General features: G+C 69.3%; 21 protein-coding genes. 7 read left to right on the top strand and 14 right to left on the bottom strand.

All coding sequences use genetic code 11. The features are described 5' to 3' along the window. Positions 1-60: 60 nt before the first annotated feature. From JL37_RS27680 to JL37_RS27665, 4 genes are all read left to right on the top strand, one after another. Positions 61-1,470 carry a hypothetical protein gene (locus JL37_RS27680; RefSeq protein WP_043548407.1) on the top strand — a complete coding sequence of 470 codons (1,410 nt, stop codon included), beginning with the start codon at positions 61-63 and terminating at the stop codon, positions 1,468-1,470. Next, complete coding sequence (locus tag JL37_RS27675; protein WP_043548404.1) at positions 1,467-2,414, top strand: LysR family transcriptional regulator; 948 nt, start codon at positions 1,467-1,469, stop codon at positions 2,412-2,414. The genes JL37_RS27680 and JL37_RS27675 overlap by 4 nt, the downstream gene beginning before the upstream one ends. Positions 2,415-2,520: 106 nt before the next feature. Then, on the top strand, positions 2,521-3,498 hold the full coding sequence (locus JL37_RS27670) for a tripartite tricarboxylate transporter substrate-binding protein (protein WP_043548403.1): 978 nt from the start codon (positions 2,521-2,523) through the stop codon (positions 3,496-3,498). A 32-nt stretch (positions 3,499-3,530) separates the two neighbouring features. Beyond that, positions 3,531-4,967, top strand: coding sequence for a sulfatase-like hydrolase/transferase (locus tag JL37_RS27665; RefSeq protein WP_043548402.1), 1,437 nt, complete (start codon positions 3,531-3,533; stop codon positions 4,965-4,967). 4 nt (positions 4,968-4,971) lie between these two features. Here JL37_RS27665 and JL37_RS27660 read toward each other — a convergent pair whose 3' ends face one another. From JL37_RS27660 to JL37_RS27600, 13 genes are all read right to left on the bottom strand, one after another. Continuing rightward, the gene (locus tag JL37_RS27660) at positions 4,972-7,179 is read right to left on the bottom strand and encodes a rhodanese-like domain-containing protein (protein ID WP_043548401.1); all 2,208 of its coding nucleotides are present in this window, start codon (positions 7,177-7,179) and stop codon (positions 4,972-4,974) included. 105 nt (positions 7,180-7,284) lie between these two features. Continuing rightward, the gene (locus tag JL37_RS27655) at positions 7,285-8,211 is read right to left on the bottom strand and encodes a CysB family HTH-type transcriptional regulator (protein WP_043548400.1); all 927 of its coding nucleotides are present in this window, start codon (positions 8,209-8,211) and stop codon (positions 7,285-7,287) included. A gap of 8 nt (positions 8,212-8,219) precedes the next feature. Then, positions 8,220-8,567 (bottom strand): VOC family protein, encoded by a 348-nt coding sequence (locus JL37_RS27650; protein WP_043548399.1) that lies wholly within the window; start codon positions 8,565-8,567, stop codon positions 8,220-8,222. A gap of 121 nt (positions 8,568-8,688) precedes the next feature. Beyond that, positions 8,689-9,906, bottom strand: a complete 1,218-nt coding sequence (gene metC / locus JL37_RS27645; protein ID WP_043548398.1) for a cystathionine beta-lyase — start codon at positions 9,904-9,906, stop codon at positions 8,689-8,691. Next, a complete protein-coding gene (locus JL37_RS27640) occupies positions 9,903-10,532 on the bottom strand; it encodes a cysteine dioxygenase family protein (protein WP_043548397.1) in 630 nt (209 codons plus the stop codon). Before JL37_RS27640 ends, metC begins: the two co-directional genes overlap by 4 nt. A gap of 17 nt (positions 10,533-10,549) precedes the next feature. After that, positions 10,550-11,413, bottom strand: a complete 864-nt coding sequence (locus tag JL37_RS27635) for an amino acid ABC transporter ATP-binding protein (protein ID WP_043548395.1) — start codon at positions 11,411-11,413, stop codon at positions 10,550-10,552. Beyond that, positions 11,400-12,218 (bottom strand): amino acid ABC transporter permease, encoded by an 819-nt coding sequence (locus JL37_RS27630; RefSeq protein WP_043548393.1) that lies wholly within the window; start codon positions 12,216-12,218, stop codon positions 11,400-11,402. Before JL37_RS27630 ends, JL37_RS27635 begins: the two co-directional genes overlap by 14 nt. Then, positions 12,208-12,945 carry an amino acid ABC transporter permease gene (locus JL37_RS27625; protein ID WP_043548392.1) on the bottom strand — a complete coding sequence of 246 codons (738 nt, stop codon included), beginning with the start codon at positions 12,943-12,945 and terminating at the stop codon, positions 12,208-12,210. Before JL37_RS27625 ends, JL37_RS27630 begins: the two co-directional genes overlap by 11 nt. Further along, complete coding sequence (locus JL37_RS27620; RefSeq protein ID WP_043548795.1) at positions 12,942-14,201, bottom strand: aminotransferase class I/II-fold pyridoxal phosphate-dependent enzyme; 1,260 nt, start codon at positions 14,199-14,201, stop codon at positions 12,942-12,944. Before JL37_RS27620 ends, JL37_RS27625 begins: the two co-directional genes overlap by 4 nt. A 59-nt stretch (positions 14,202-14,260) precedes the next feature. Then, positions 14,261-15,133: a transporter substrate-binding domain-containing protein gene (locus JL37_RS27615; protein ID WP_052097638.1), complete on the bottom strand. Its 873-nt coding sequence runs from the start codon at positions 15,131-15,133 to the stop codon at positions 14,261-14,263. Between the two features lie 31 nt (positions 15,134-15,164). Next, complete coding sequence (locus tag JL37_RS27610) at positions 15,165-16,001, bottom strand: transporter substrate-binding domain-containing protein (RefSeq protein WP_043548391.1); 837 nt, start codon at positions 15,999-16,001, stop codon at positions 15,165-15,167. A gap of 169 nt (positions 16,002-16,170) precedes the next feature. Further along, positions 16,171-17,193 (bottom strand): tripartite tricarboxylate transporter substrate binding protein, encoded by a 1,023-nt coding sequence (locus tag JL37_RS27605; protein ID WP_043548389.1) that lies wholly within the window; start codon positions 17,191-17,193, stop codon positions 16,171-16,173. Further along, on the bottom strand, positions 17,190-18,119 hold the full coding sequence (locus JL37_RS27600) for a TauD/TfdA family dioxygenase (protein WP_043548387.1): 930 nt from the start codon (positions 18,117-18,119) through the stop codon (positions 17,190-17,192). Before JL37_RS27600 ends, JL37_RS27605 begins: the two co-directional genes overlap by 4 nt. Before the next feature lie 254 nt (positions 18,120-18,373). Here JL37_RS27600 and JL37_RS27595 point away from each other — a divergent pair, with 254 nt between their 5' ends. The 3 genes from JL37_RS27595 to JL37_RS27585 all read left to right on the top strand — a co-directional run bounded on the left by JL37_RS27595 (position 18,374) and on the right by JL37_RS27585 (position 20,191). Then, entirely contained in the window at positions 18,374-18,853 is a 480-nt protein-coding gene (locus JL37_RS27595; RefSeq protein WP_043548385.1) for a carboxymuconolactone decarboxylase family protein, read from the top strand. 10 nt (positions 18,854-18,863) lie between these two features. Further along, positions 18,864-19,619: an SDR family oxidoreductase gene (locus tag JL37_RS27590; protein WP_043548384.1), complete on the top strand. Its 756-nt coding sequence runs from the start codon at positions 18,864-18,866 to the stop codon at positions 19,617-19,619. 77 nt (positions 19,620-19,696) lie between these two features. After that, complete coding sequence (locus JL37_RS27585) at positions 19,697-20,191, top strand: Ohr family peroxiredoxin (RefSeq protein WP_043548383.1); 495 nt, start codon at positions 19,697-19,699, stop codon at positions 20,189-20,191. A gap of 11 nt (positions 20,192-20,202) precedes the next feature. Here the strand turns inward: JL37_RS27585 and JL37_RS27580 are convergent, their stop codons facing one another. Next, positions 20,203-21,231 (bottom strand): LysR family transcriptional regulator, encoded by a 1,029-nt coding sequence (locus JL37_RS27580; protein WP_081955234.1) that lies wholly within the window; start codon positions 21,229-21,231, stop codon positions 20,203-20,205. Positions 21,232-21,375 lie beyond the last annotated feature (144 nt).

Raw genomic sequence — 21,375 nt, 5'->3', positions numbered from 1 at the left:
CCCCGGGGCGGCGGCCGGCGCGATTGCGGCGCCTGCGGCATCGGGGTAGGCTTGTCCGCCATGTCCCTGCCGCCGCCCCATCCCCTGCTGGACGCCACGCTGCGCGCCGTTGCGCGCCGCTATCGCGTGCCGGCCCTTTCCGAATTCCCCAGCGACGACGCAGTGCCCGCGACGGCGCTTGCCGTTCGCATCGAACAGGCCCGCGCCAGCCTGGCCGCCGGCGGCGCGCCCGCGCCCTCGGTCAGGCTCGCCTTCCTTGGGGCGCTGGCGCGGCTGATCCGCGATGCCATGCGCCCCGACGAAGGCGATCCCGTGTTCCAGGCCATGTCGATGCGCCACCGCAATGCCGTGGTGCGCGAATACGCCTCGCTGTCAGCCGGCGCCGCCCAGGACCGCCGCGAGGTCCTGGCCGCCGCCAACGCCATCGCCCATCCGGCCAAGGTGGAGCGCATGGCCCCCGGAGCGGCGCGCGACGCCCTGGCCCTCCTGAGCACGGCCGCGGTGCAGGCGCGTTGGGCGGCGCTGGCCGAGGCCGCCGGCACGCTGCAGGAATCGCCCGCCCTGGTGGAAGACGCCGCGGCCGCCGCCGCGCTAGAACGCCTGACCGCCAGCCCGGCGCTCGCGCGCCTGCTGCGCCTGGACCAGCTGGGACGCGACGCAGACGTCCGCCTGTATCGGACGCTATGGGAGCAACAGGGCCCGCGTTCCGGAAGCGCCACGGCCGCTGCGCAAGGCTATGCCTCGCGGGCGCGCGGCGACGCCGTCGAGGCGCTAGCCTTGCAGGCGCTGGAAGCCCTCGTCCGCGGGCTCAATGCCGCGGAGGCCGGCGCCCCCTACCGCGCCGTATCTTCAATGCGCGTGCCCGCGTCCTTCCCCGCCAGCCCCGCGCGCGCCAAGAGCGAATGGGACGCCGCCCTGCTGCGGCGATCCGCTGATGCAGGCGCGGCGCCGGCCTGGGATCTCTGCCTGCTGCTGGAGGCCAAGGCCTCGGCGGACGCCGCGGCCACGGATTTCCCGCGCCTGCTGCGCGGGCTCCGCCTGCTCGCCGGCGCCGACGCCCGGGCCGACTACGTCTTCAGCACCCGGCAAGGAGCTTTCCCCTTGCGCGGCGCGGCGCTGCGTGCCGTGCCCGCCGAAGGCCCCGCCCTGGCGCAGGCGGTGCTGTACTTCTGCGACGGCCCCGCCGAAACCTTGCCGCGCCTGCTCAGCGCCGCCAGCCGCATGCAACTGCTATCGGCGCCGGCCAGCCTGGAATACGCCAACCGGCTGGCGCAGGGCCAGGATCCGGCGCCCGACGCGCTGGAACCGGTCTGGCGCCAGCTGCTGGAATCACCGCAATGGGCGGGCGTGCTGCAGCAGTACCCGATGCTGTGCGAAGCTCGCGAACTGATGGTGCATGCCGATGACCTGATGGCCGCCATCGCGGATGCGGCCTCCACCCACCCCGCCGGATCGGCCTGCCCGCCATGACGCCTCGCCAACTGCGTTACTTCCTGGAAATCGCCCGCAACGGCAGCCTGTCGCTGGCCTCCCAGGCCTTGCGGGTCGCGCAGCCCGCGCTCAGCCAACACGTGGCGGCGCTGGAAACGGAACTGGGCGTGCCCTTGTTCGAGCGACACCCCAAGGGCGTCTCGCTGACGGCGGACGGCAGGCGCCTGCAGCAGCGCGCCACCTCGATACTGGAACAGCTGGACCGGCTCAAGGCCGACGTGCTGGACCCGGCGGGCAAGCCGCGCGGAACCGTGCGCCTTTGCCTGGCGCGCTCGCTCGCCCAGGTGCTGGCGGCCGCGCTGTACCGCCATATCGAGCGCGAGTATCCGGATCTGCGCCTGCTGCTGTCTTCGGCCTTGTCGAGCGAAATGCGCACCGCCCTGGAGTCGCGCCAGGTCGATATCGCCTTGATGCCCAACGCGTTCGAACTGCCGGGACTGCGCATCCGCCCGGTTTACGAGGAAGGGTTCTCGCTCTTCGGCCACGAAAAGCGCTTCGACAAGCCCGGCAAGACCATCGCCTTCTCCGCCATCGGCTCCCGGCCGCTGGTGGCGCCCGACCGCGACCATGACCTGCGCCGCCTGATCGAGCGCACCGCGGTGGACCTGAACTGCCCGTTGAACGTGAAGTATGAAATCAACGACCCCGAACTGAGCTTCGCGCTGGTGCGCGACGGACTGGCGTTCGCGGTGCTGCCCGACAGCGCCGGCCCCGAACTGGCGCGCGGCAATGCGCCCATGGGCGCGCGCCGACTGGTGCGGCCCGCCATCACTCGCACCCAATCCATCGTGCGCGCGGCCGACAGCCCGCCGGGCGGCGCCGTGGCCGCGGTCGAACTGGCCATCGAAACCGTGCTGCGGGACATGGTCGAGGCCGGCATCCTGCGCGGCGTGCTGCTGGCGGCGCCGCGCGACGATATATAGAAAATTTTATATAGATCGCAGAATAATAATATTTGTCTACTGTATCCGTCGGCGCGTACGCTTGCGAAAAAAAGCGGCGCCGGGCGCCAACGATGGAGACAGAGACATGGATATGCAACGCAGGCGGCTGCTGGGCGCCACCGCAACCGCCTTGGGTGTCGCCTGTACGGGCTTGCCCTTGCGCCGGGCGCGCGCGCAGGCGCCGATACGCCTGCTGGTGGGCTTCGCGCCGGGCGGCGCTGCCGACGTGGCGGCCCGGGCGCTGGCCGAGGCCCTGCGCGTCGCCGGCCACCCTGTCGTGGTGGAAAACAAGGTCGGCGCCGGCGGCCGCATCGCCACCGACGCCCTGCTCGCCGCCGCCAGCGACGGCAATACTCTGCTGTTCACGCCCTCGACCAACCTGACGCTGTATCCCCACGTCTACCGCGACCTGCGCTACTCGCTACGGGACTTCGCGCCGCTGGGAACGGTCTGCGAAATGGACTTCGGCTTCGCTGTCGGAGCGTCCAGCCCCGCGCGCGACATCAAGGAATTCCTGGCCATGGCGAAATCGGATCCGCGCCTGGCCGCGTACGGCACGCCCGGGACGGGCACCATCATGCATTTCCAGGGAACCATGCTGGCCCGGGCCGCCGAGGTGCCGCTGACGCACATTCCCTACAAGGGCGGCTCGCTGGCCCTGACCGACACCATGGGCGGCGTCCTGCCCTTGCTCGTGACGACGCTGCCCAACCTGATTCCCATGCACAAGAGCGGCAAGATCCGCATCCTGGCCACCACCGGCAGCGCGGTCTCGCCCGACCTGCCGGACGTGCCCACGCTGGCCTCCCAGGGCTATCCCGGCCTGACGATGGCCGAGTACTTCGTGATGCTGGCGCGCGCCGGCACCGACCCCGCCCGCGGCGCGACCCTGAGCGAGGCCATGGCGGCGGCCGTGAGCGCCCCCGCCTTCCGCCAGACGATGAAGCAGCTGTATTTCACGCCCGGCGCTCCGACCTCACCCGCCCTGCGTGACCGGCTTCGGCAGGACGACGCCTTCTGGGCCAACGAAGTCCGCGCCAGCGGCTACACGCCCGACACCTGAAAGCAACCCGCGCGCTGGCGCAAGGATGGACCATGCAAGGCAAGAACGTCGTCGTCATCATGTCCGATGAACACAACCCCGCGTACATGGGTTGTTCCGGGCATTCTTTCATCAAGACCCCACACCTGGACGCGCTGGCCGCGCGCGGCGTGCGCTTCCCGCATGCCTACACGCCCAGCCCGATCTGCGTGCCGGCGCGGGCGGCCTTCGCCACCGGACTGCGGGTGCACCAGACCCGCCATTGGGACAACGCCATGCCCTACGTGGGGGATCCGCGCGGCTGGGGCCACGTGCTGCAGGCGCAGGGCATCGCGGTGGAAAGCATAGGCAAGCTGCATTACCGCAACGAGGAAGACCCCGCCGGGTTCGACGCCGAGCACATCCCCATGCACGTCGTGGGCGGACACGGCATGGTGTGGGCCTCCATCCGCGACCCCTACCTGCCGTCGCGAGGGCGCAAGCGCATGCTCGGCGATCGCATCGGCAAGGGCGAATCGCCCTACACCGCGTACGATCGAGAAGTCACCGCGCGCGCCGTGGACTGGCTGCGGTCCGCAGCCGCGGCCGGCAAGCCGTTCGTGCTGTATGTCGGCTTGGTCGCGCCGCATTTCCCCTTGATCGCGCCGGAAGCGTTCTTCGATCTCTACGAGGCGCGGCAGATACCGGAAGCCAAGCTGCATCCCAAGGACGGCTACCGGCGCCATCCCTGGGTGCAGGCCTACGCCGAGTTCGAGCGCAGCGAAGAGACGTTCCAGAGCGAGCGCGAGCGCGTCGACGCCTTCCTCGCCTACTACGGCCTGTGCAGTTTCCTCGACGACAACGTGGGCCGCATCGTAGGCGAACTCGACGCGCTGGGCCTGTCCGACGAGACGCACGTCGTGTACACGTCGGACCATGGCGACAATGTCGGCGCGCGCGGCATCTGGGGGAAATCCACGCTCTACCAGGAAAGCGTCGGCATTCCCATGATCGTCGCCGGCCCGGACGTGCGCTCGGGCGTCTGTGACACGCCGGTGGACCTGCTGGACCTGTACCCCACCATTCTCCAGGCCGCCGGCGTGGACCCTGCGCCCCATCGGGGCCCGCGCCCGGGCCGCTCGCTCTTCGACATCGCGGCGGAGCCGAGGGACGACTCCCGGCCGATCCTCAGCGAATACCACGCCGCCGGCAGCAATACGGCCGGCTTCATGCTGCGCAAGGGGCCCTGGAAGTATCACCACTACGTCCGCTACCAGCCGGAACTCTTCAACCTCGAAGAGGACCCGCAGGAACGCCGCGACCTGGCGGGCGATCCCCGCCACGCGGCCGTGCTAGCCGACATGAAAGCGGCGCTTTACGCCATCTGCGACCCGGAAGCGACGGACCGCCAGGCCAAGGCCGACCAGGCCGCGCTGATCGAGCGCATGGGCGGGCCGGAGGCGGCGTCGCTGCTGGGTTCCAGCGGCGCCACGCCGGCGCCGCCCGTATAAGGCGCTAGGCCTGGGCGATGAGGCGGATGTCCTGGCTGCCCTCGCGCTCCAGCTGCGCGACCAGCCCCAGCTCCCAGTCCAGATACTCGCGGAAACCCTGGTCGCGGGCCGCGAGATCCTCGAACAGGTAGGGGCTGATGCTCTGGTCGTCGTCTCCGGTCAGCACGCCTTGCGCGCCGGTCGCCAGCGGCAGCCCTTGCGCCGCCCAGGCGCGCGTGCCGCCCAGCAGATAGCGCACCGGCCGCCCGGTCCGCCAGGCCAGTTCAGCGGCCACCGCGCCCGCCAGCACGCCGTCCGACGAGGTCAGCACGATGGCGCGCGCCGTGTCGGCGGGCAGGAATTCGGCCAGGCGGTCCGGCGCCGCGAAGCGCGCGCCGGGCACGTGGCCGCGCTCGTAGGCGCCGCGCGACTCAACGTCGAACACCTCGGCCGCCTGCGCGTCCAGCGCGGCCCGCAGCGCATCGGCGCGCAGCGTGCCGACCTCGGGACGGTGCCGCAGCGCGCGGCGCGGCTCGGGCCCGGTCAGGCGCGGCGCCAGCGCCGGCGGCCGGTATAGATAGACTTCGACCGCGCCCAGCTGCGCCAGCCAGGCGCCGGTGGTCAGGGCGCGCACGCCGTCCCAGTCCGCCAGCACCACGCGGGCCCGGCGCGTCGCCAGGTATTCGTCCGTGGCCTGCACCAGTTGTCCGCCGGGGGCCCAGCGCCAGCCTTCCAGGTGGCCGGATTCGTATTCCTCCCGGGTGCGCACGTCGAACCGGTAGAGCGTGCGGGCGTCCTGCTCGGCCTCGAACGCCTTCAGCGTGGCGGCGTCGATGTAGCCGATGCCGGCCCGCCGCGCCACGCCCTGCGCCTGCTCGCGCGCGGCGGCCAGCGACTGCGCGTCCGGTTCCGGCAAGGCCGCCTGCCGCCCGTAGGCCAGCTCGCGGCCGGACAGCAGCCATTCCATGGTCCCGTTGCGCAGCGAAGCCACGCGGTTAGGGATGCCGGCGTCGATCAGCGTCTGCGCGCCGACGATGCTTCGCGTGCGGCCCGCGCAGTTCACCACGACGAAGGTCTTGGGATCCGGGGCCAGCTCGCGGATGCGGTAGACCAGCTCCGCGCCCGGCAGGCTGTGCGAGAAAGGCAGCGTGAAGTTGTGGAATTCCTCGGGCGTGCGGCTGTCGACCACAACGATGTCGTCGCCGCGTGAGACGCGCTCGTGCAGCTCGTCCACGTCGATCCAGGGTGTGCGCTTCTCGTGTTCTATGACTTCGCCGAAGGCCTTGCTGGGCACGTTGGTGCCGGAAAACAGTTCGCGGCCTTCGCGCTCCCAGCCATCCGTGCCGCCCGCGAGCACGGCGATATCGGTCCATCCCAGGCGCGCCAGCTTGGCCGCGGCCTGGTGGGCCAGCGTCTCGTCGTCGTCCACCAGCACGATGCGGGTGCCCCGACGCGGCACCAGGCGGTCGGCCAGCAGCTCCAGGCGCCACAGCGGCGCGGGCGCGGCATGCAGCAGATGACGGCGCGCGTAGCGGCCGGCCTCGCGCACGTCCAGCACGGCGATCTCGGCCTCGCCGCGCAATTCGTCCTGCAGGGCCTGCGGCGAAACGCGGGCGTGGAAGATCGCCGCGGGCGGCGAGAAAGTGCGGTACGAGCCGCCCTGGGCGCTTTCGAATACGACGCGCCCCGGCAGGAGGTCCAGCGCCAGGCCGTAGAAATGCAGATGCGCGCCCGGTTCGTCGCCCACCAGCTCGATGGTATGGACGTCCTCTGGCCCGAGCACGATCGATCGGCCCGGCCCCACGTCCACGCGGCGCGCGTGCGCCAGGATGTCGCGGGCGGGATCGGCGCTCTTGCGGCGCGCATACACCTCATTGCGCTCCACGCCCGCCACGCCGGCGATGATGGCCCAGGTCGTGTGGTCGTGCGGCGGCTGGGCCTTGCCCGGTTCGCCAAGCGACAGGTAAAGCGCATAGCCCCCGTCCACGTCCTCCGCCAGCCGGTAGATGGAGGCCGGGCGGCCCGGCACCACGCTGAACGCCTCCGGCGGGAACAGGTCGCGACGGCGGCCCAGCGCCTCCAGGCGCTCTGCCACCTGCCGCAGCTGGTCCGGCGTCGCGCGGGCGCGGTCCGGCGCCAGCCGCTTCGCCTCGGCGATGAAGTCGAGCACGGCCTGGGCGCGCTCCGTGTGCTTGCTCGCGGCCGGGGCGGCCGCCGGGGAGTGTGTGTTCATGGGATGACCCGTCATTCCTTGGATGAAGAACGGGTCAGACTACGTCCCGCCGGCCTCTCCGGACAACGTAGAAATGCGTCTATGGATATGCGGCAAGCGCCGCGCTCAGGCCGCGCCCTTCAACTCGCGTTCGACGACCTCGCGCGTCAGGGTGGGCACGAACAGCTCGATGAAGTGATAGGCATAGCCGCGCAGCCAGGCGCCGCGGCGGATCGCCAGCCGCGTCAGGTTGATCTCGAACAGGTGGCGGGCGTCGATGGCGCGCAGGCGCGTGTCGCGCTCGGCGTCCCAGGCCACGGCGGCCACGATGCCCACGCCCAGCTCCAGCTCCACGTAGGTTTTGATCACATCCGCGTCCATCGCGGTCATGACGATGTCGGGCGTGATGCCCGCGCGCGCGAAGGCTTCGTCGATATGCGCCCGCCCGGTATAGCCGCGGCCGTAGGTAATGATGGGATAGCGCGACAGCTGCGACAGCGTGACGGCGTCCTGGCGTTCCAGCGCATGGCCTTCCGGCACGATGATGCTGTGGCTCCAGCGGTAGCACGGCAGGTTGACCAGCCCCGGATAGTCGGCCACGGCCTCGGTGGCCACGCCGATGTCGGCCTCGCCCTCCAGCAGCATTTCCGACACCTGCTTGGGCGAGCCCTGGTGCAGATGCAGCACCACGTCCGGATAGCGCTGGCGGAATTCCTTGACGACCGGTGGCAAGGCATAGCGCGCCTGCGAGTGCGTGGCGGCGATCGACAGCACGCCGGTCCGGCTGTCCGCGTATTCCGCGCCCGCGTGGCGGATGTTGTCGGCACACTGCAGGATCTGCTCGACCAGCGGCAGGATCAGTACGCCGGGCGGGGTCAGGCCGATGAGCCGCTTGCCCGAACGCACGAAGATGTCCACGCCCACTTCCTCCTCCAGCTCGCGGATCTGGCGGCTCACGCCGGGCTGCGAGGTATGCAGGCTTTCGGATACGTCGGTCAGGTTGAAGTCCTGGCGCACGGCTTCGCGCACGGAACGCAATTGCTGGAAGTTCATCGCGCGCCTCAGCCCATGAAGGCCAGCTGGTTGCCGGACGGGTCTTTCACGTACATGACGCGGGGCGAGGCCTGGGGCGGCGAACAGACGGGATGGTGGCCCGCGCGCGTCAACCGCGCGAGGATATCGTCGTAGGCGCGCGTCCGGATCGCGAGGTAGTCGGGCCTGACGGCCCGGCTCAGCTCGTCCACGGGCGACAACGACAAGGTCGCTTCGCCCAGCGCGAAACGCAGCCGCCGGCCGTCCGCGCACGCAACCTCGTCCAGCCCGACGATGAGGTGATAGAACTCGCGCATGGCGTCCAGCCGACGCGCGAGGAAGGGAAGCTGCACCGAATCGATCGAAAGAGAAGACATGCCCTACCGCCTACATGGAACAGGGCTGATTCTAGTGCCGCCGGCCATGCCGGGACAAAGAGGATGAAGTTGCTTCTACATAGCCGGAAACCCTAAAGAAAAGCGCTCATTTGCATATGCCTCAGGCGCTGCGGCGCAAGGCGTCGCGGGTCGCGCCGAAGGCGCGTTCGAGGTCCTCGATCAGATCGAGCGGGCTCTCAAGGCCGATGTGCAAGCGCACCACCGATTGCCGCTCCTGGCCGCCATCGCGCCAGTAGCCATGCTCCGCCAGCCGCTCGGGCGCGGCTTCCAGCGCCAGGCTCTCATAGCCGCCCCAGGACGCGCCGATCGAGAAGTAGCGCAGCGCATCGATGAAATGAGAGGCCGCGGCCGGCTCCGGATGCCGAAAGGCGAACGACACCAACCCGCTTGCGCCGCTGTAGTCGCGCCTCCACAACGCATGGCCGGGGTCCTGCGCCAGCGCCGGGTAATACACGCGCGCCACGTCCGGCTGCCCGGCGAGGTATTGAGCCACCGCCAGCGCGTTCTCGTGGTGGCGCGCCAGCCGCACGTCCAGCGTGCGCAGACCGCGCAAGGTCAGATAGGCGTCGTCAGCTCCGACCGCCAGCCCCAAGGCGTCCGCGGTGGCGCCGAGCTGCCGGGCCAGATCCGGCCCGTCCACCGTCACCACGCCCATCATCACGTCAGAATGCCCAGCCAGATACTTGGTCGCGGCCTGCAGTGAAATATGCGCGCCGAGCGAGAGCGGTTGGTAGTACAGGCCGCCGCTCCAGGTATTGTCGGCCGCCACCAGCACGCCGTGGCTACGGGCCGCGGCGGCCAGCGCGGGCAGATCCAGTACCTCGTACAGCAGCGAACTGGGCGACTCCAGGTATAGCAGCCGCGTGTTCGGCCGGATCAGCGGTTCCAGCGCGTCGCGCGTGGCGGAGAAGTACTCCACCTCGATGCCGTAGCGCAGCAGGAGCGCGCGGTCGACCTTGCGCACCGGCGAGTACACGCCGTCGGAGACCAGCGCGTGGTCGCCCGGCGCCAGCGTGGCCAGCAGCACCAGCACGATGGCCGACAGCCCCGAGGGCGCCAGTAGGCTGCGGTAGCCCCCTTCCAGCGATGCCACCGCCTCTTCCAGCGCCTGGTGCGTGTCCAGGCCGTGCCGGCCATAGGTGGCCACGCGCTCGCCGGCGGCGCGTTGCCCCGCCAGGGCCGCCTGCGTGGCGGTGTCTGCGAAGCGCACGGTGCTGGTGCGCACAACTGGCACGTTCACCGGACCGGCGCCCTGCTTCAGGTCGGGCAAACCGGCGTGCACCAGCCGGGTCTGGACGCGGGCCTGGGCGGCGGTCATGCGCGCACCTCCTGGCCTGGCTTCATCTGCGTGGCGTTGTAGTTCACGATCTCCCCCGTGGCCAGGTCGATGCCGATCCGGCCCGACAGCGCTTCCAGCGGCTGGCCGTAGAGATGGAAATGCAACGTGGGCGCGGCTCCCGTGACGTGGATGCTGTGGATGTCGTCCGGCAGGAACGAGACCGACTGGCCCGGCCGCACCACTACCTCGCGCAGTTGCTCCAGCGTCGCCTGACCGGCCCGGGAACCGTCGTCGCTGCGGCGGTACACGCGGTTGAGTTCCTCGCCCGACAGCGCCACGATGCACGCCCAGGTCGTGTGGTCGTGCGGCAAGGTGGTCTTGCCCGGGTTGATCGAGTTCAGGTAGAGCGCCGGCGCGTCCGGCGCGTCGTCCGGGTTCAGCCGGTAGCGCGTGGAAGCGCCCACGCCCTGCCCCGCCGCCGGCGGCGGAAAGTCAGATACCGGGAAGAGATCTCGCCGCTGCGCCAGCTGTTCGAGCCGGGCAGTGATGGAGGCCAGGTGCTCGCGCGTCACCGCGCCCGCGGTCGGCAGCAAGGATTGGATATCGGACAGGGCCGCCCGCAGCTTCTGGCGGCGTTCGGCGGCAATCGCGGATTCTTGGGTCATGGATGGCTCCTTAGGGTTCACACTGCGAGACGCAGCGGGTCGATGCGCAAATAGTTCTGGATGGGGTCGGACGCCTTGCGGGCCGCGGGCTCGCCGGAAGAACGTTGCAGGAAGGCGCGCGTGCGCCCGCTGGCCGGCGCGCCGAACAGCCGCGACGGCGGGCCGGATTCGACGATGCGCCCGGCTTCGGTGAAGTACACGGTGTCGCTCACCTCTTCGGCGAAGCGCATCTCGTGCGTGACCAGCATGCAGGTCAGGCCGTCCTGCACCAGATCGCGGATCACGGTCAGCACTTCGCCGACCATCTCCGGATCCAGCGCCGAGGTCACTTCGTCGAACAGGATCAGCTCGGGCTGCAGCGCCAGCGCTCGCGCGATCGCCACGCGCTGCTGCTGCCCGCCCGAGAGTTCGCCGGGATAGGCGTTTTCCTTGTGCTCCATGCGCACCTTGGCCAGCAGCTCACGGGCCCGCGCTTCGGCCTGCGCCCGCGGCTCGCCGCCGACCTTGACCGGCGAGATCACCAGGTTCTGCAGCACGCTCAGGTGCGGGAACAGGTTGTATTGCTGGAACACGAAGCCCACCCGCCTGCGCAATCGGATCAGCTCGGTTTCCGTCCGCAATTCGTCCACCCGCAGGCCGTCGACCTCGATCTCTCCGCGCTGTGGGCGCAGCAGGCCCGTGACGCAGCGCAGAATGGTGGACTTGCCCGAGCCCGACGGGCCGATGATGGACACGGCCTGGCCGCGCCGGACTTCGACGTCGATGCCCTTCAGCACCTCGGTCTGGCCGAAGGCCAGGTGCACGTCGCGCAGGCTGACCAGAGGCGCGGGCGGCGGCGCCGCGGCCGCGGCGGCGCGCGCCTCGAAATCAATGATGCTCATGGCGTCGTTCCAGATACCGCGTCCAGCGCGCGATGGGATAGCAATAGGCGAAGAAAAGCGCCAACAGGGTGAAATACACAAGAATGGTGAAATCGCTGCGGGCCACGGTGTTGCTTGCCACGGTGGCCGTGTCGACCAGGTCGTGCACGCCCACCAGCGAGGCGAGCGAGGTGCTCATGGTGATGCTGGCGTACAGGTTCATCCACGAGGGCAGCATCCTGCGCAGGCATTGCGGCAGCACGATCATGCGAAAGATCTGCGCGCGCCGGAACGCCAACGACTGGGCGGCGTCCCATTGGGCGCTCGGGATCGACTGGATCGCCCCGCGGAAGATCTCCGCCACGTTGGCGCTGGCCGGCAGGCCCAGGCCGATCACGACCTTGATCCAGTCCGGAAACGGCACGCTCCACCCGCCCACGCTCAGCTCGAACGGGAATACGTAGGTCGTGAAGTACACCAGCACCAGGATGGGCGCATTGCGGAACAGCAGCACATAGGCCCGCGTCAGCCGCCGCAGCAGCGCGAAAGGCGATAACGACAAAGCGCCCACCGCCAGGCCCACGACCGTGCCCAGCGCCATGGCCAGCACGCTGATCTGGATATTGACCCCCAGGCCGCGCAGCAGCGCGGGCGACCAGTGCCACAGCGCCCTCGCGGCCGCCGGCGCGGTGTCGGTGGCGGCCCAGGCCAGGGCCAGCGCGGCAAGCGCCAGCAGCAGAACGACCCAAGGGTCGCGCAGCAGCGCTGACGGCCCGCCTCGGGCGGCCTGGCCGCGCCCCGCGTTCAATGCAAGATCATTGGCCATAGCCGGGCATCCTCAAACGTTCTTCCAGCCAGCGCCCGCCCACGCTGACCAGCCAGGTCAGCAGGCCGAAATACAGCAGGATCAGGAGCAGCAGCTCCAGCACATTGTCCCGGTGCGACCAGATCATGATGGACTCGTAGGTCACGTCGCCCACGGCGATGGCCGAGGCGATCGCGGTCATCTTCACCAGATCCACCAGGTTGTTGACCAGGGCTGGCAGCGCGAAGCGCAGCGCCAGCGGCAGCTGCACCTGGACCAGGATCTGGCCGCGCGAAAACGCCAGCGAGCGCGCCGCTTCCAGCGTCACCCCCGGCACAGCCTGGATCCCGGCGCGCAGGGCCTCGGCATGGAACACGCCCTTGTGCAACGCGACCACGATCACCACCCAGGCGAACGGCGTGATCGGATTGCCGCCGCCCAGCTTCTGCGTGATCAGCATGTTCAGCACCAGGAAGGCGCAGTACAGCTGCACCAGCGTGGGTGTGTTGCGCGTGACCTCCACGAAGGCCTGCAGCGGCCGGGCCAGCCAGGCGCGGCCGCTGGTGAGGCCGGCGGCGATCAGCACGCCGAACAGCAGGCTGACGGGAATCGTCCAGGCGCACAGCTGCAGAGTCACGAGCAGCCCATGGCCGAAGGCGGCCAGTTCGCCCGGATCGAGCACGAAGCCGTAGTTCAGGCCCAGCGGCTTGAAGAATTCCGCCCAGGCGCGCAATGCCTGCTCGATCATGCGGCCTCCTCCCGCGGCCGGGCGTCGGACCCGGCCGGCGCCAGTGCCGCGACCGCGCGCCCAATGCGGGCGATGGCGGCCTCGATGTCGGCGTCCGACGCCGCGAACGACAGCCGCAGGTATGGCGACAGGCCATAGGCCGCGCCTCGCACCACGGCCACGCCCTCCGCCTCCAGCAGCCAGGAGGCCACATCGCCATCGTCCGCGAGGAGCCGCCCATCGGGCCGCGCCGCGCCGATCAGGCCCGCTACGCCGATCCAGGCGAAGAACGCGCCTTGCGGCGCGTGCACCCGCAGGCCCTCGATCGCGCCCAGCCCCTCCACCACGCGCCGCGCCCGCCGCGCATAGGCCAGGCGGGCCGTTTCGACAAAGCCGTCGGCCGCGCCCTCCAGCGCCGCGAGGGCCGCCGCCTGGCCCACCGAACTGGGGCCCGAGGACACTTGAGACTGCACCGCTTCCAGCGCGTGGATCAGTGGCTGCGGCCCGGTGCCCCAGCCGATCCGCCAGCCGGTCATGGCATAGGCTTTGGACACGCCGTTGACCGCCAGCACGCGATGGGCCAGGTCCGGCGCCACGCGCAGCAGATGAGCGGGCGGCCGCTCGAACCATATTTCCTCGTACATCTCGTCCCACAGCGCCAGCACCTGCGGCGCCTCGCGCAGCACCGCGGCCAGCGCCGCCAGCTCATCGTCGCCGTAGACCGCGCCCGAGGGATTGGCGGGCGAATTCAGGATCAGCCATTTCGTGCGAGGCGTGATCGCCTCGCGCAGCGCCCGCGGCGTCAGCTTGAACCCATCCCCGGCGCGCGTCTCCACCACGGCCGGCGTTCCGCCATTGATCCGGACGGCGTCCGGAAAGGTCGGCCAGTACGGGGCCGGCACGATCACTTCGTCGCCCTCGTCCAGCGTGGCGTTGAGCGCCAGGTAGATCACCTGCTTGCCGCCGTTGGACACGATGACATTGGACGCGTCCACGTCCAGCCCATGGCGCTGGCGGTAGCCTTGCGCCACGGCGCGGCGCAGCGCCGCCGTGCCCGCGGTAGGCGTGTATTTGGTCTGGCCCCGCGCAAGCGCAGCGCCGGCGGCGTCCTTGATGGGCGACGGGGTATCGAAATCGGGTTCGCCCGAAGTCAGCGTCACGATGGAACGGCCTTCGGCCGCCAGCCGCGCCGCGCGCGCGCCGGCGGCGGCGATGGGCGACAGTTCGGCGCCGCGGGCCCGGCGCGACAGGACGCCGGGGAACAGGGATGCAGTCATGATGAGCCTTGAGGATTCGTCGGTTGCGGGCATGGCGGGCCGGGTGGCCCCGCCCTCGGTCATGGCCGGGCGGCGGCCTCGGGCGGCGCGCTTTCGTAGCGGCCTTCCCGCGCCGCCGCGCTGGCCTGCCTCAGGTAATCGGCCGGCACGCCGAAGCGTTCCGCTTCCCGCAGCAGCAGCCCGGTCTTGAGCCAGTCGCGGATCGCGCCGTCCACGAAGGCGCGCGCCTCGATTTCCCCGCGCCGCGTCCAAATGACGGTGGGCGACGGGATCAGCTGGTCGGCCGTGGCCAGTTCGAAGTCGTTCCACTGCCCGCCGTTCGGACCGTGCAGCGTCTCGTACAGGGCCGGCTGGATGTGCACGGACGCATCGCAACTGCCTCCTTTCAGCGCCAGCAGCGACTCGGGGATGTTGCGCAGGCCTTTCACCACCGCGCCGTAGGTCTCGTGCAGCGGCTTGGCGAAGTTGCTGCCCTGGGACACGCAGGCCACCTTGCCCTTCAGGTCCTCCCAGCGCTTGATGCCGCTCTGTTTGGACACCATGGCCGCGCCGCCCACCAGGTTGTAGGGCGTGGGCGCATAGCTGAGGATCTCGCTGCGTTCCTGCGTCCATTGGATGTTCGCGATCAGCAGGTCGACCTTGCCCGCCTGCAGGAACTGCACGCGCGTCGCGGCGGTGACCGGCACGGTCTCCAGCGTTACGCCCAGCCTCCGGGCGAGGTCCGCGCCCAGTTCGGTCTGGAAGCCGCCCACCTTGCCGGTGGCCGGATCCAGCAGCCCGAACGGCGGGCTGGCGCCATCGATCCCGATGGCGATCCGGCCGCGCTGCTTGATCCGGTCCAGCGTGGCGTCCGCGTGCGCGGCGCCGGCCGCCAGGGCCGTCGCCGCGGCCAGCGCCAGCGCGAGGGCCGGCTTGATGCCTGATTGCTTCATCTGCGTTCTTCCGTCGGGGTCCGGGGCGCGCTCAGCTGCCCTGCTTGTACTTGGCATGCAACTCTTCGAGCAGCGGCTGCGGCGGCTCGATGCCCAGCCGTTTTTCGGTGACGATCAGCCAGCCGCTGCGGTGCCAGTCCTGCACCACCTTGTCCACGGCCGCGATGGTGTCGGCCTCGCCCTTGCGGGTCCAGACGACGGAATTGGCCGGCAGCACTTCGGTGGCGATGGGCGCGTGGTAATCCGCCCATTCCGGGTTATTGCGCAGCAAGGGATGGATCAGCGTGGAGTCGTGCACCGCCGCCACGCACTGGCCGCCGCGCAACGCCAGCAGCGAATCCGACGAACTCTTGTAGCCCTTGACCTGCGCGCCGTAGTCTGCCGACAAGGGGCGCGCGAAGCTGCTGCCCTGCGACACGCACACCGGCTTGCCGCGCAGGTCTTCCCACTTGGCGATGCCGCTGTTCTTCAGCGTGGCCGCGGCGCCTCCGACGCGGAAGAACGGCGTGGGCGCGTAGCCCAGGATCTCGGCGCGCTCCGGGTTCAGTTCCATGGACGCGATCAGCAGGTCCACCTTGCCCGAAATGAGGAACTGCGTGCGCGTGGCGGTCTGGACCTGCACCAGTTCCGCCTTCACCCCCAGGCCCTTGGCCAGCTCGCGCGCCAGCTCGGGGTTCCAGCCCACCAGCTGCTGCGTGGCCGGATCCAGCGAACCGAATACGCCGCCGTTGGCCAGCACGCCGATGGTGATCGTGCCGCGTTCCCTGACCTTGTCCAGGGTCGCGTCGGCGTGCGCCGCGCCGGCCGCCGCGGCCAGCGCCAGGGACAATGCGATCCGGGCCGCGCCCGGTGACTTGCGGATAACCATGAGATTGTTTCGTGTGCAATGAACGGACCTCCATGCTGCTTGCCGCAAGACGCCAAGGCAAAGAAGCGTTTCAGATATCAATATGAGGCTGCCGCCGCGCCTTCCCGCGCCGCGAACGACAAAGGGCGCGGCAAGCGCCGCGCCCCTCGATGCCGCCCTCGTCCGGCGGCTACTTCAGCTTCACGTCCGCCGACACGATCACTTTCCGATAGGCGGCGATGTCGTCGCGCACCGTCTGGTCCACGGCTTCGGGCGAGCTGGCCGCGATGGTGAAGCCCAGGTTTTCCAACAGCACCGAGGTTTCCGTTTCGCGCAGCACTGCCACTACGTCGCGGTGGATGCGGTCGACGATCGCGGCCGGCGTGGAGGCCGGCACGGAAAGGCCTTGCCAGCTCTCGACCGCGTAGTCCGCCAATCCGGCCTCCTGGATGGTGGGCACCTCCGGCAGCGCCTTGGAGCGGTATGGCGTCGTAACGGCCAACGCCACCAGCTTGCCGCTGCGCACGTTCTCGGTCGCCGCGGCAAGCGTGATCAGCATGGCGTCCACGTGGCCGCCCAGCACATCCAGCGTGGCGGGCCCGCCGCCGGGGTACGGAATCTGGTTGGTCTTGGCGCCGAGGCGCTCGTTCAGCAACTCCACCGCAAGATGCTGGAGGCTGCCGGTGCCACCCGGCAAGGCCATCGAGATCTCGCCCGGACGGCGTCGCACCAGTTCCGCGAACTCCTGGAACGTCCGGACGCCCAGGCCGGGGCGCACCACCAGCAACTGCGGATTGACGACGGCCTTGGTCACGCCTCGCAGGTCGCGCAGGGGATCGTAGGAAAGCTTGCCGGGCTGCAAGGCGTTGAGCGACAGCGCATCGCCGGCCAGCAGCAAGGTATAGCCGTCGCCGCGGGCATGGGCCACCGCGGCGTTGCCGATGGCGCTGCTGGCGCCAGGCTGGTTCTCGACCACCACGCTCTGGTTCCATCTTTCGCCCAGCTTCTGCGCGATGGTGCGCGCCAGCTTGTCGGCGCTGCCGCCCGCCGACACCGGCACGATGATCTTGACCGGCCGGTTCGGATAGCGGTTGACGTCTTCGCCGGGCACGGGCGCCGACCCCGCGAAATTGCCCAGCAGGCCCGCCCCCAGCACCACGCCGGCCAATAGTCCCAGTGCGCCTCGGACGACGGATTTGCGCGCGATGCTCATGCCTCGGCTCCCGTATCGATGCCGTAGGCGCTGAACGGCTTGCCCAGCACGGCGCTGGAACGCCTGCCGTCGACGCCCTCCGGCACATCGCCTTCCAGCGTGATCCGGTACAGCACCCGCTCCGCGTCCAGATAGGCGAAATCCCCCGGCCCCTGGTGCGCGGTGGCGCGATTGTCCCAAAAGGCGATGCTGCCGGGCCGCCAGCGGAAGCGCGCCGTGTACTCAGGCCGCGCGATCTCCTCGAAGAACAGGTTCAACAGATGGCGGCTTTCCTCGTCGCTTACGTCCTTGATCCGCCGCGTGAAGCCCGGGTTGACGAACAGCACGCGTTCGCCCGTTTCCGGCAGCACCCGCACCACCGGATGCTCCGACACCAGCGGACTGGCCTGCACGCGCTGGGCGTACACGGTCTGATTGTCCAGGTCGCCGTTGTAGCCGCCGAACTGATGCCGCGCCCACAATCCGTCGGCAAGCGCGCGCACGGCGGGCGACAGGTGCCGGTATGCCGCGGCGAGATTGGTGAACACGGTATCCCCGCCGTACTCCGGCACCTGCGCGCCAGCGCGCAGGATCGAGGCCGCGGGCGGATTGACCACGCCGGTCACGTCGGTGTGCCAGCGCTCGCCGCGCCGGCCGACTTTGGATGTCGACGAAATCGTGCGGATCTGCGGATAGCCTTCCGGCGGGTTGGCGTCATAGGGATGGGCCGACGTCGGCCGCCCGAAATGCCGCGCGAACGCCAGATGCTGCGCGTGGTCGATGTGCTGGTCGCGGAAGAACACGACCTTCCAGCGCTGCAGCGCGGCCTTGATCTGGTCGATCTCGTCCTGCGCCAGCGGCTGCCGGAGATCCACCCCGTGGATCTCGGCGCCGGTGAAGACGGAAAGCGGCCGGACGTCCAGCCGAGTGCGTTCAAGTGTCGTCATTTGCTGCCCCTATCGATGTCGGTGAAAACAGGATAGGAGCGCGCAACACGTGCAACAAATACCGATACGCAATGTGAAAATGCCCGCCCGGGCCGGCGGGCGGCGATTGGTGCCCCACAGGCAACATGGTGATCCCTTCGCCGCGCCTACCGCGGGATTTCCTCGACGCCTACGATTTGTACGTTGCCTGAACGCCTGCAACTTACTCTTCGGCCCGCCTTGCGGGCGGCGTCAAATCTACCGAGGGAATCACCATGAGCCAACGCGTCAACGCCTTCTCGCAATCTCCCGAGCTGTTCAAGAAGTTCGTCGAATTCGGCATGCTTCTGCAATCGGGCGCCATAGAATCGCCGATCCTGCATCTTGTCGAGATCCGGGCCTCCCAAATGAATGGCTGCGGCTTCTGCCTGGACATGCACGTCAAGCAGGCAAAGATCCACGGCGAGCGCGAACTGCGCCTGCACCATATCGCCATCTGGCGCGAATCCACGCTGTTCTCGCCGCGGGAGCGCGCGGCCCTGGCCTGGACCGAAGTCCTGACCCGCCTGCCCGAACAGGGCGTGCCCGACGAGGTCTACGAGCGCGTGCGCTCGGAATTCTCGGAGAAGGAAATATCGGACCTGAGCTTCGCGGTCATGGCCATCAATGGCTGGAACCGCCTCAACGTGGGCTTCCGCACCGTGCCGGGTTCGGCCGACAAGGCCTACGGCCTGGACAAAGCCAAGCTGGATTAAGGAGACCGTCATGAAGATCCTCGTCATCGGCGGAACCGGCCTGATCGGTTCCAAACTCGTCAAGATCCTGGCCGAACGCGGCCACGAAGCGGTTGCCGCATCGCCCGCCACGGGCGTGAACACCATTACGGGCGCGGGGCTGGCGGAAGCGCTGGCCGGTGTCGACGTCGTGGTCGACGTCGCCAACTCCCCTTCGTTCGAGGACCGCGCGGTGCTGGAATTCTTCGAGACTTCCGGCCGCAACCTGCTGGCGGCTGAAGCCGCGGCCGGCGTGCGCCATCACGTGGCGCTGTCGGTGGTGGGAACGCACCGCCTGGCCGAAAGCGGCTACTTCCGCGGCAAGATCGCGCAAGAGAAGCTGATCAAGGCCGCTTCCATTCCGTACACCATCGTCCACAGCACGCAGTTCTTCGAGTTCCTGGGCGGCATCGTGCAGTCGGGCGCCGTCGGCGATGAGATCCACCTGTCGCCCGCCTACGTGCAGCCGATCGCCTCGGACGACGTGGCCCTGGCCATGGCGGACGCCACGCTCGCTCCGCCGGTGAACGGCACTATCGAGATCGCCGGCCCCGAGCGCGTGCGCCTGGCTGCCCTCGTGCAACGCTATCTGCAGAAGACCGGCGATGGACGCAAGGTGGTGGCGGACGAGCAGGCGCGCTACTTCGGCGCCCTGCTGGAGGACGATACCCTGGTGCCCGGCCCCGGCCCGCGCCTAGGAGAAATCGGCTTCGAGACCTGGTTCAGCAGCGCCAACGCAAAGAAATAAGGACGAACTGGGAGAAAATGGCGGCTTTCGGCGATCGCCGCCGCCATTTCCCCAGGAACCGGTCCGACGGGACACTCATGAGCAAACTGCAACCTCCCTCCCTGACCCTGCTGGACAAGTACCGCGGGGAAGAATTCCAGCCCTTGTATACCGCCACCGTCACCGTGGAAGGCGGCGAAGCCGCGCATGGCCGGGCTTCGGGCATCGCCCGCTCCGACGACGGCGCGCTGCAGGTCGACCTGCGGCTTCCGCCCGAACTCGGCGGCCCCGGCGGAGGCAGCAACCCGGAGCAACTGTTCGCGGCCGGCTACGCCGCCTGCTTCCACGGCGCCCTCTGCCTGCTGGCCGCCAAGGCCGGCCTTGCGATTCCCGACGCCACGGTCAAGGCGGCCATCACGTTCGGCCGCGACCCGGTGGACGGCCTTTACGCCCTGGCCGCCCACATCACGATCCGCCTTCCGGGGCTGGACCGTGCCGTGGCCGAGGAACTGGTGCGCAACACCGAGCGGCTGTGCCCCTACTCCAAGATGGCGCGGCAAGGCATACATAGCGTGGTCGTGCTGACCGAATAGCGGTTTGCCTGCTAGCGCTTCAGCAGCTGGCTTTCCAGGCTTTGCAGGTCCAGCGCGCGAATCTTCGTGGTCATGTAGTCGATGAATACGCGGATGCGCCCCGGCAGGTGCTGGCGGCTGAGATAGCAGAGATAATGGCCCCGGTCGTCGGGAGAGTACTGCGGCAGGCACGCGACCAGCGTGCCGGCGCGCAGGTGCTCGCTGATCTGGTAGCCAGCCATCTGGGCGATGCCCTCTCCGTCGAGCACGGCCTGCAGGACCAGGTCGGCATCGTTGAAGGCCAGCATCGCGGGCGGCGCAAACTTGCGCATATAGCCGCCCACCTTGAACTCCCACTCGTATACGCGCCCGGACGCCAGCCGGAAATTCACGCAGCGGTGCCGGGCAAGGTCTTCGATCTCCCGCGGGAGCGGGTGGGCCTGGGCATACGCAGGCGAGGCGCACAGCAGCATCTGCATGGGGATCAACTGCTTGGCGATCACCTGGCTGTCTTCCATCCGGCCGTTGCGGAAGGACACATCGATGCGGTCCTTCGTGAAATCGGTGGGCGCGTCGTCCAGCATGAGTTCCACGGATATGTCCGGGTAGGCCTCGCGGAAGCCTTTCAGCAGGGGCGCGACGATCTTGCGCCCGAAGCCCACCGTCGAACACACCCGCAACTGGCCCGAGGGCGGCCCCTCGCGCAGCTCGCGCATATCGTCCAGCGCCTGCACGATGCGCTCGACGCCCGGAAAGCAGTTCTCGTAGAACCGTTCGCCCTCGCGGGTCAGCGAGGTGCTTCGGGTCGTGCGCACGAAGAGCCGGACGCCCAACTGGTCTTCCAGCTTCTGCACACTGCGGCTCACGGCGGAGCGGCCGATGCCCAGGCGGTCTCCGGCCTTGGCGAAATTGCCCTCCGACGCGACGGCGATGAAGGCCACGACGCCGGCATAGCTGGTGGCGAAACTGTCCGCCAGCGAATCGGCGCCCGCGCCCGGGGGTGAATGGGGACCAGCGGCGGCGGCCGCGATCGAGTCGGCGGGGAAATTTTTGGAGTCCATGCCCCTAAGACGCGCGGGCCGCCCGTTTTGTGACGTCCTGCCCAAAAAAAATGGCAGCAGGATGGGTAAAGCGCGAGAAATCCGGGGCAGGCCCCCCCTCCAGCGCGCGCAACCCATGCGGCCGTGTGCAGACAGCGCCCGGCA

Origin of the sequence: Achromobacter sp. RTa (assembly GCF_000757485.1) — a bacterium.
Lineage (GTDB): Bacteria > Pseudomonadota > Gammaproteobacteria > Burkholderiales > Burkholderiaceae_B > Achromobacter.
The sequence above is the reverse complement of the archived record's forward strand: the minus strand, read 5'-3'. Positions and strand labels throughout refer to the sequence as shown.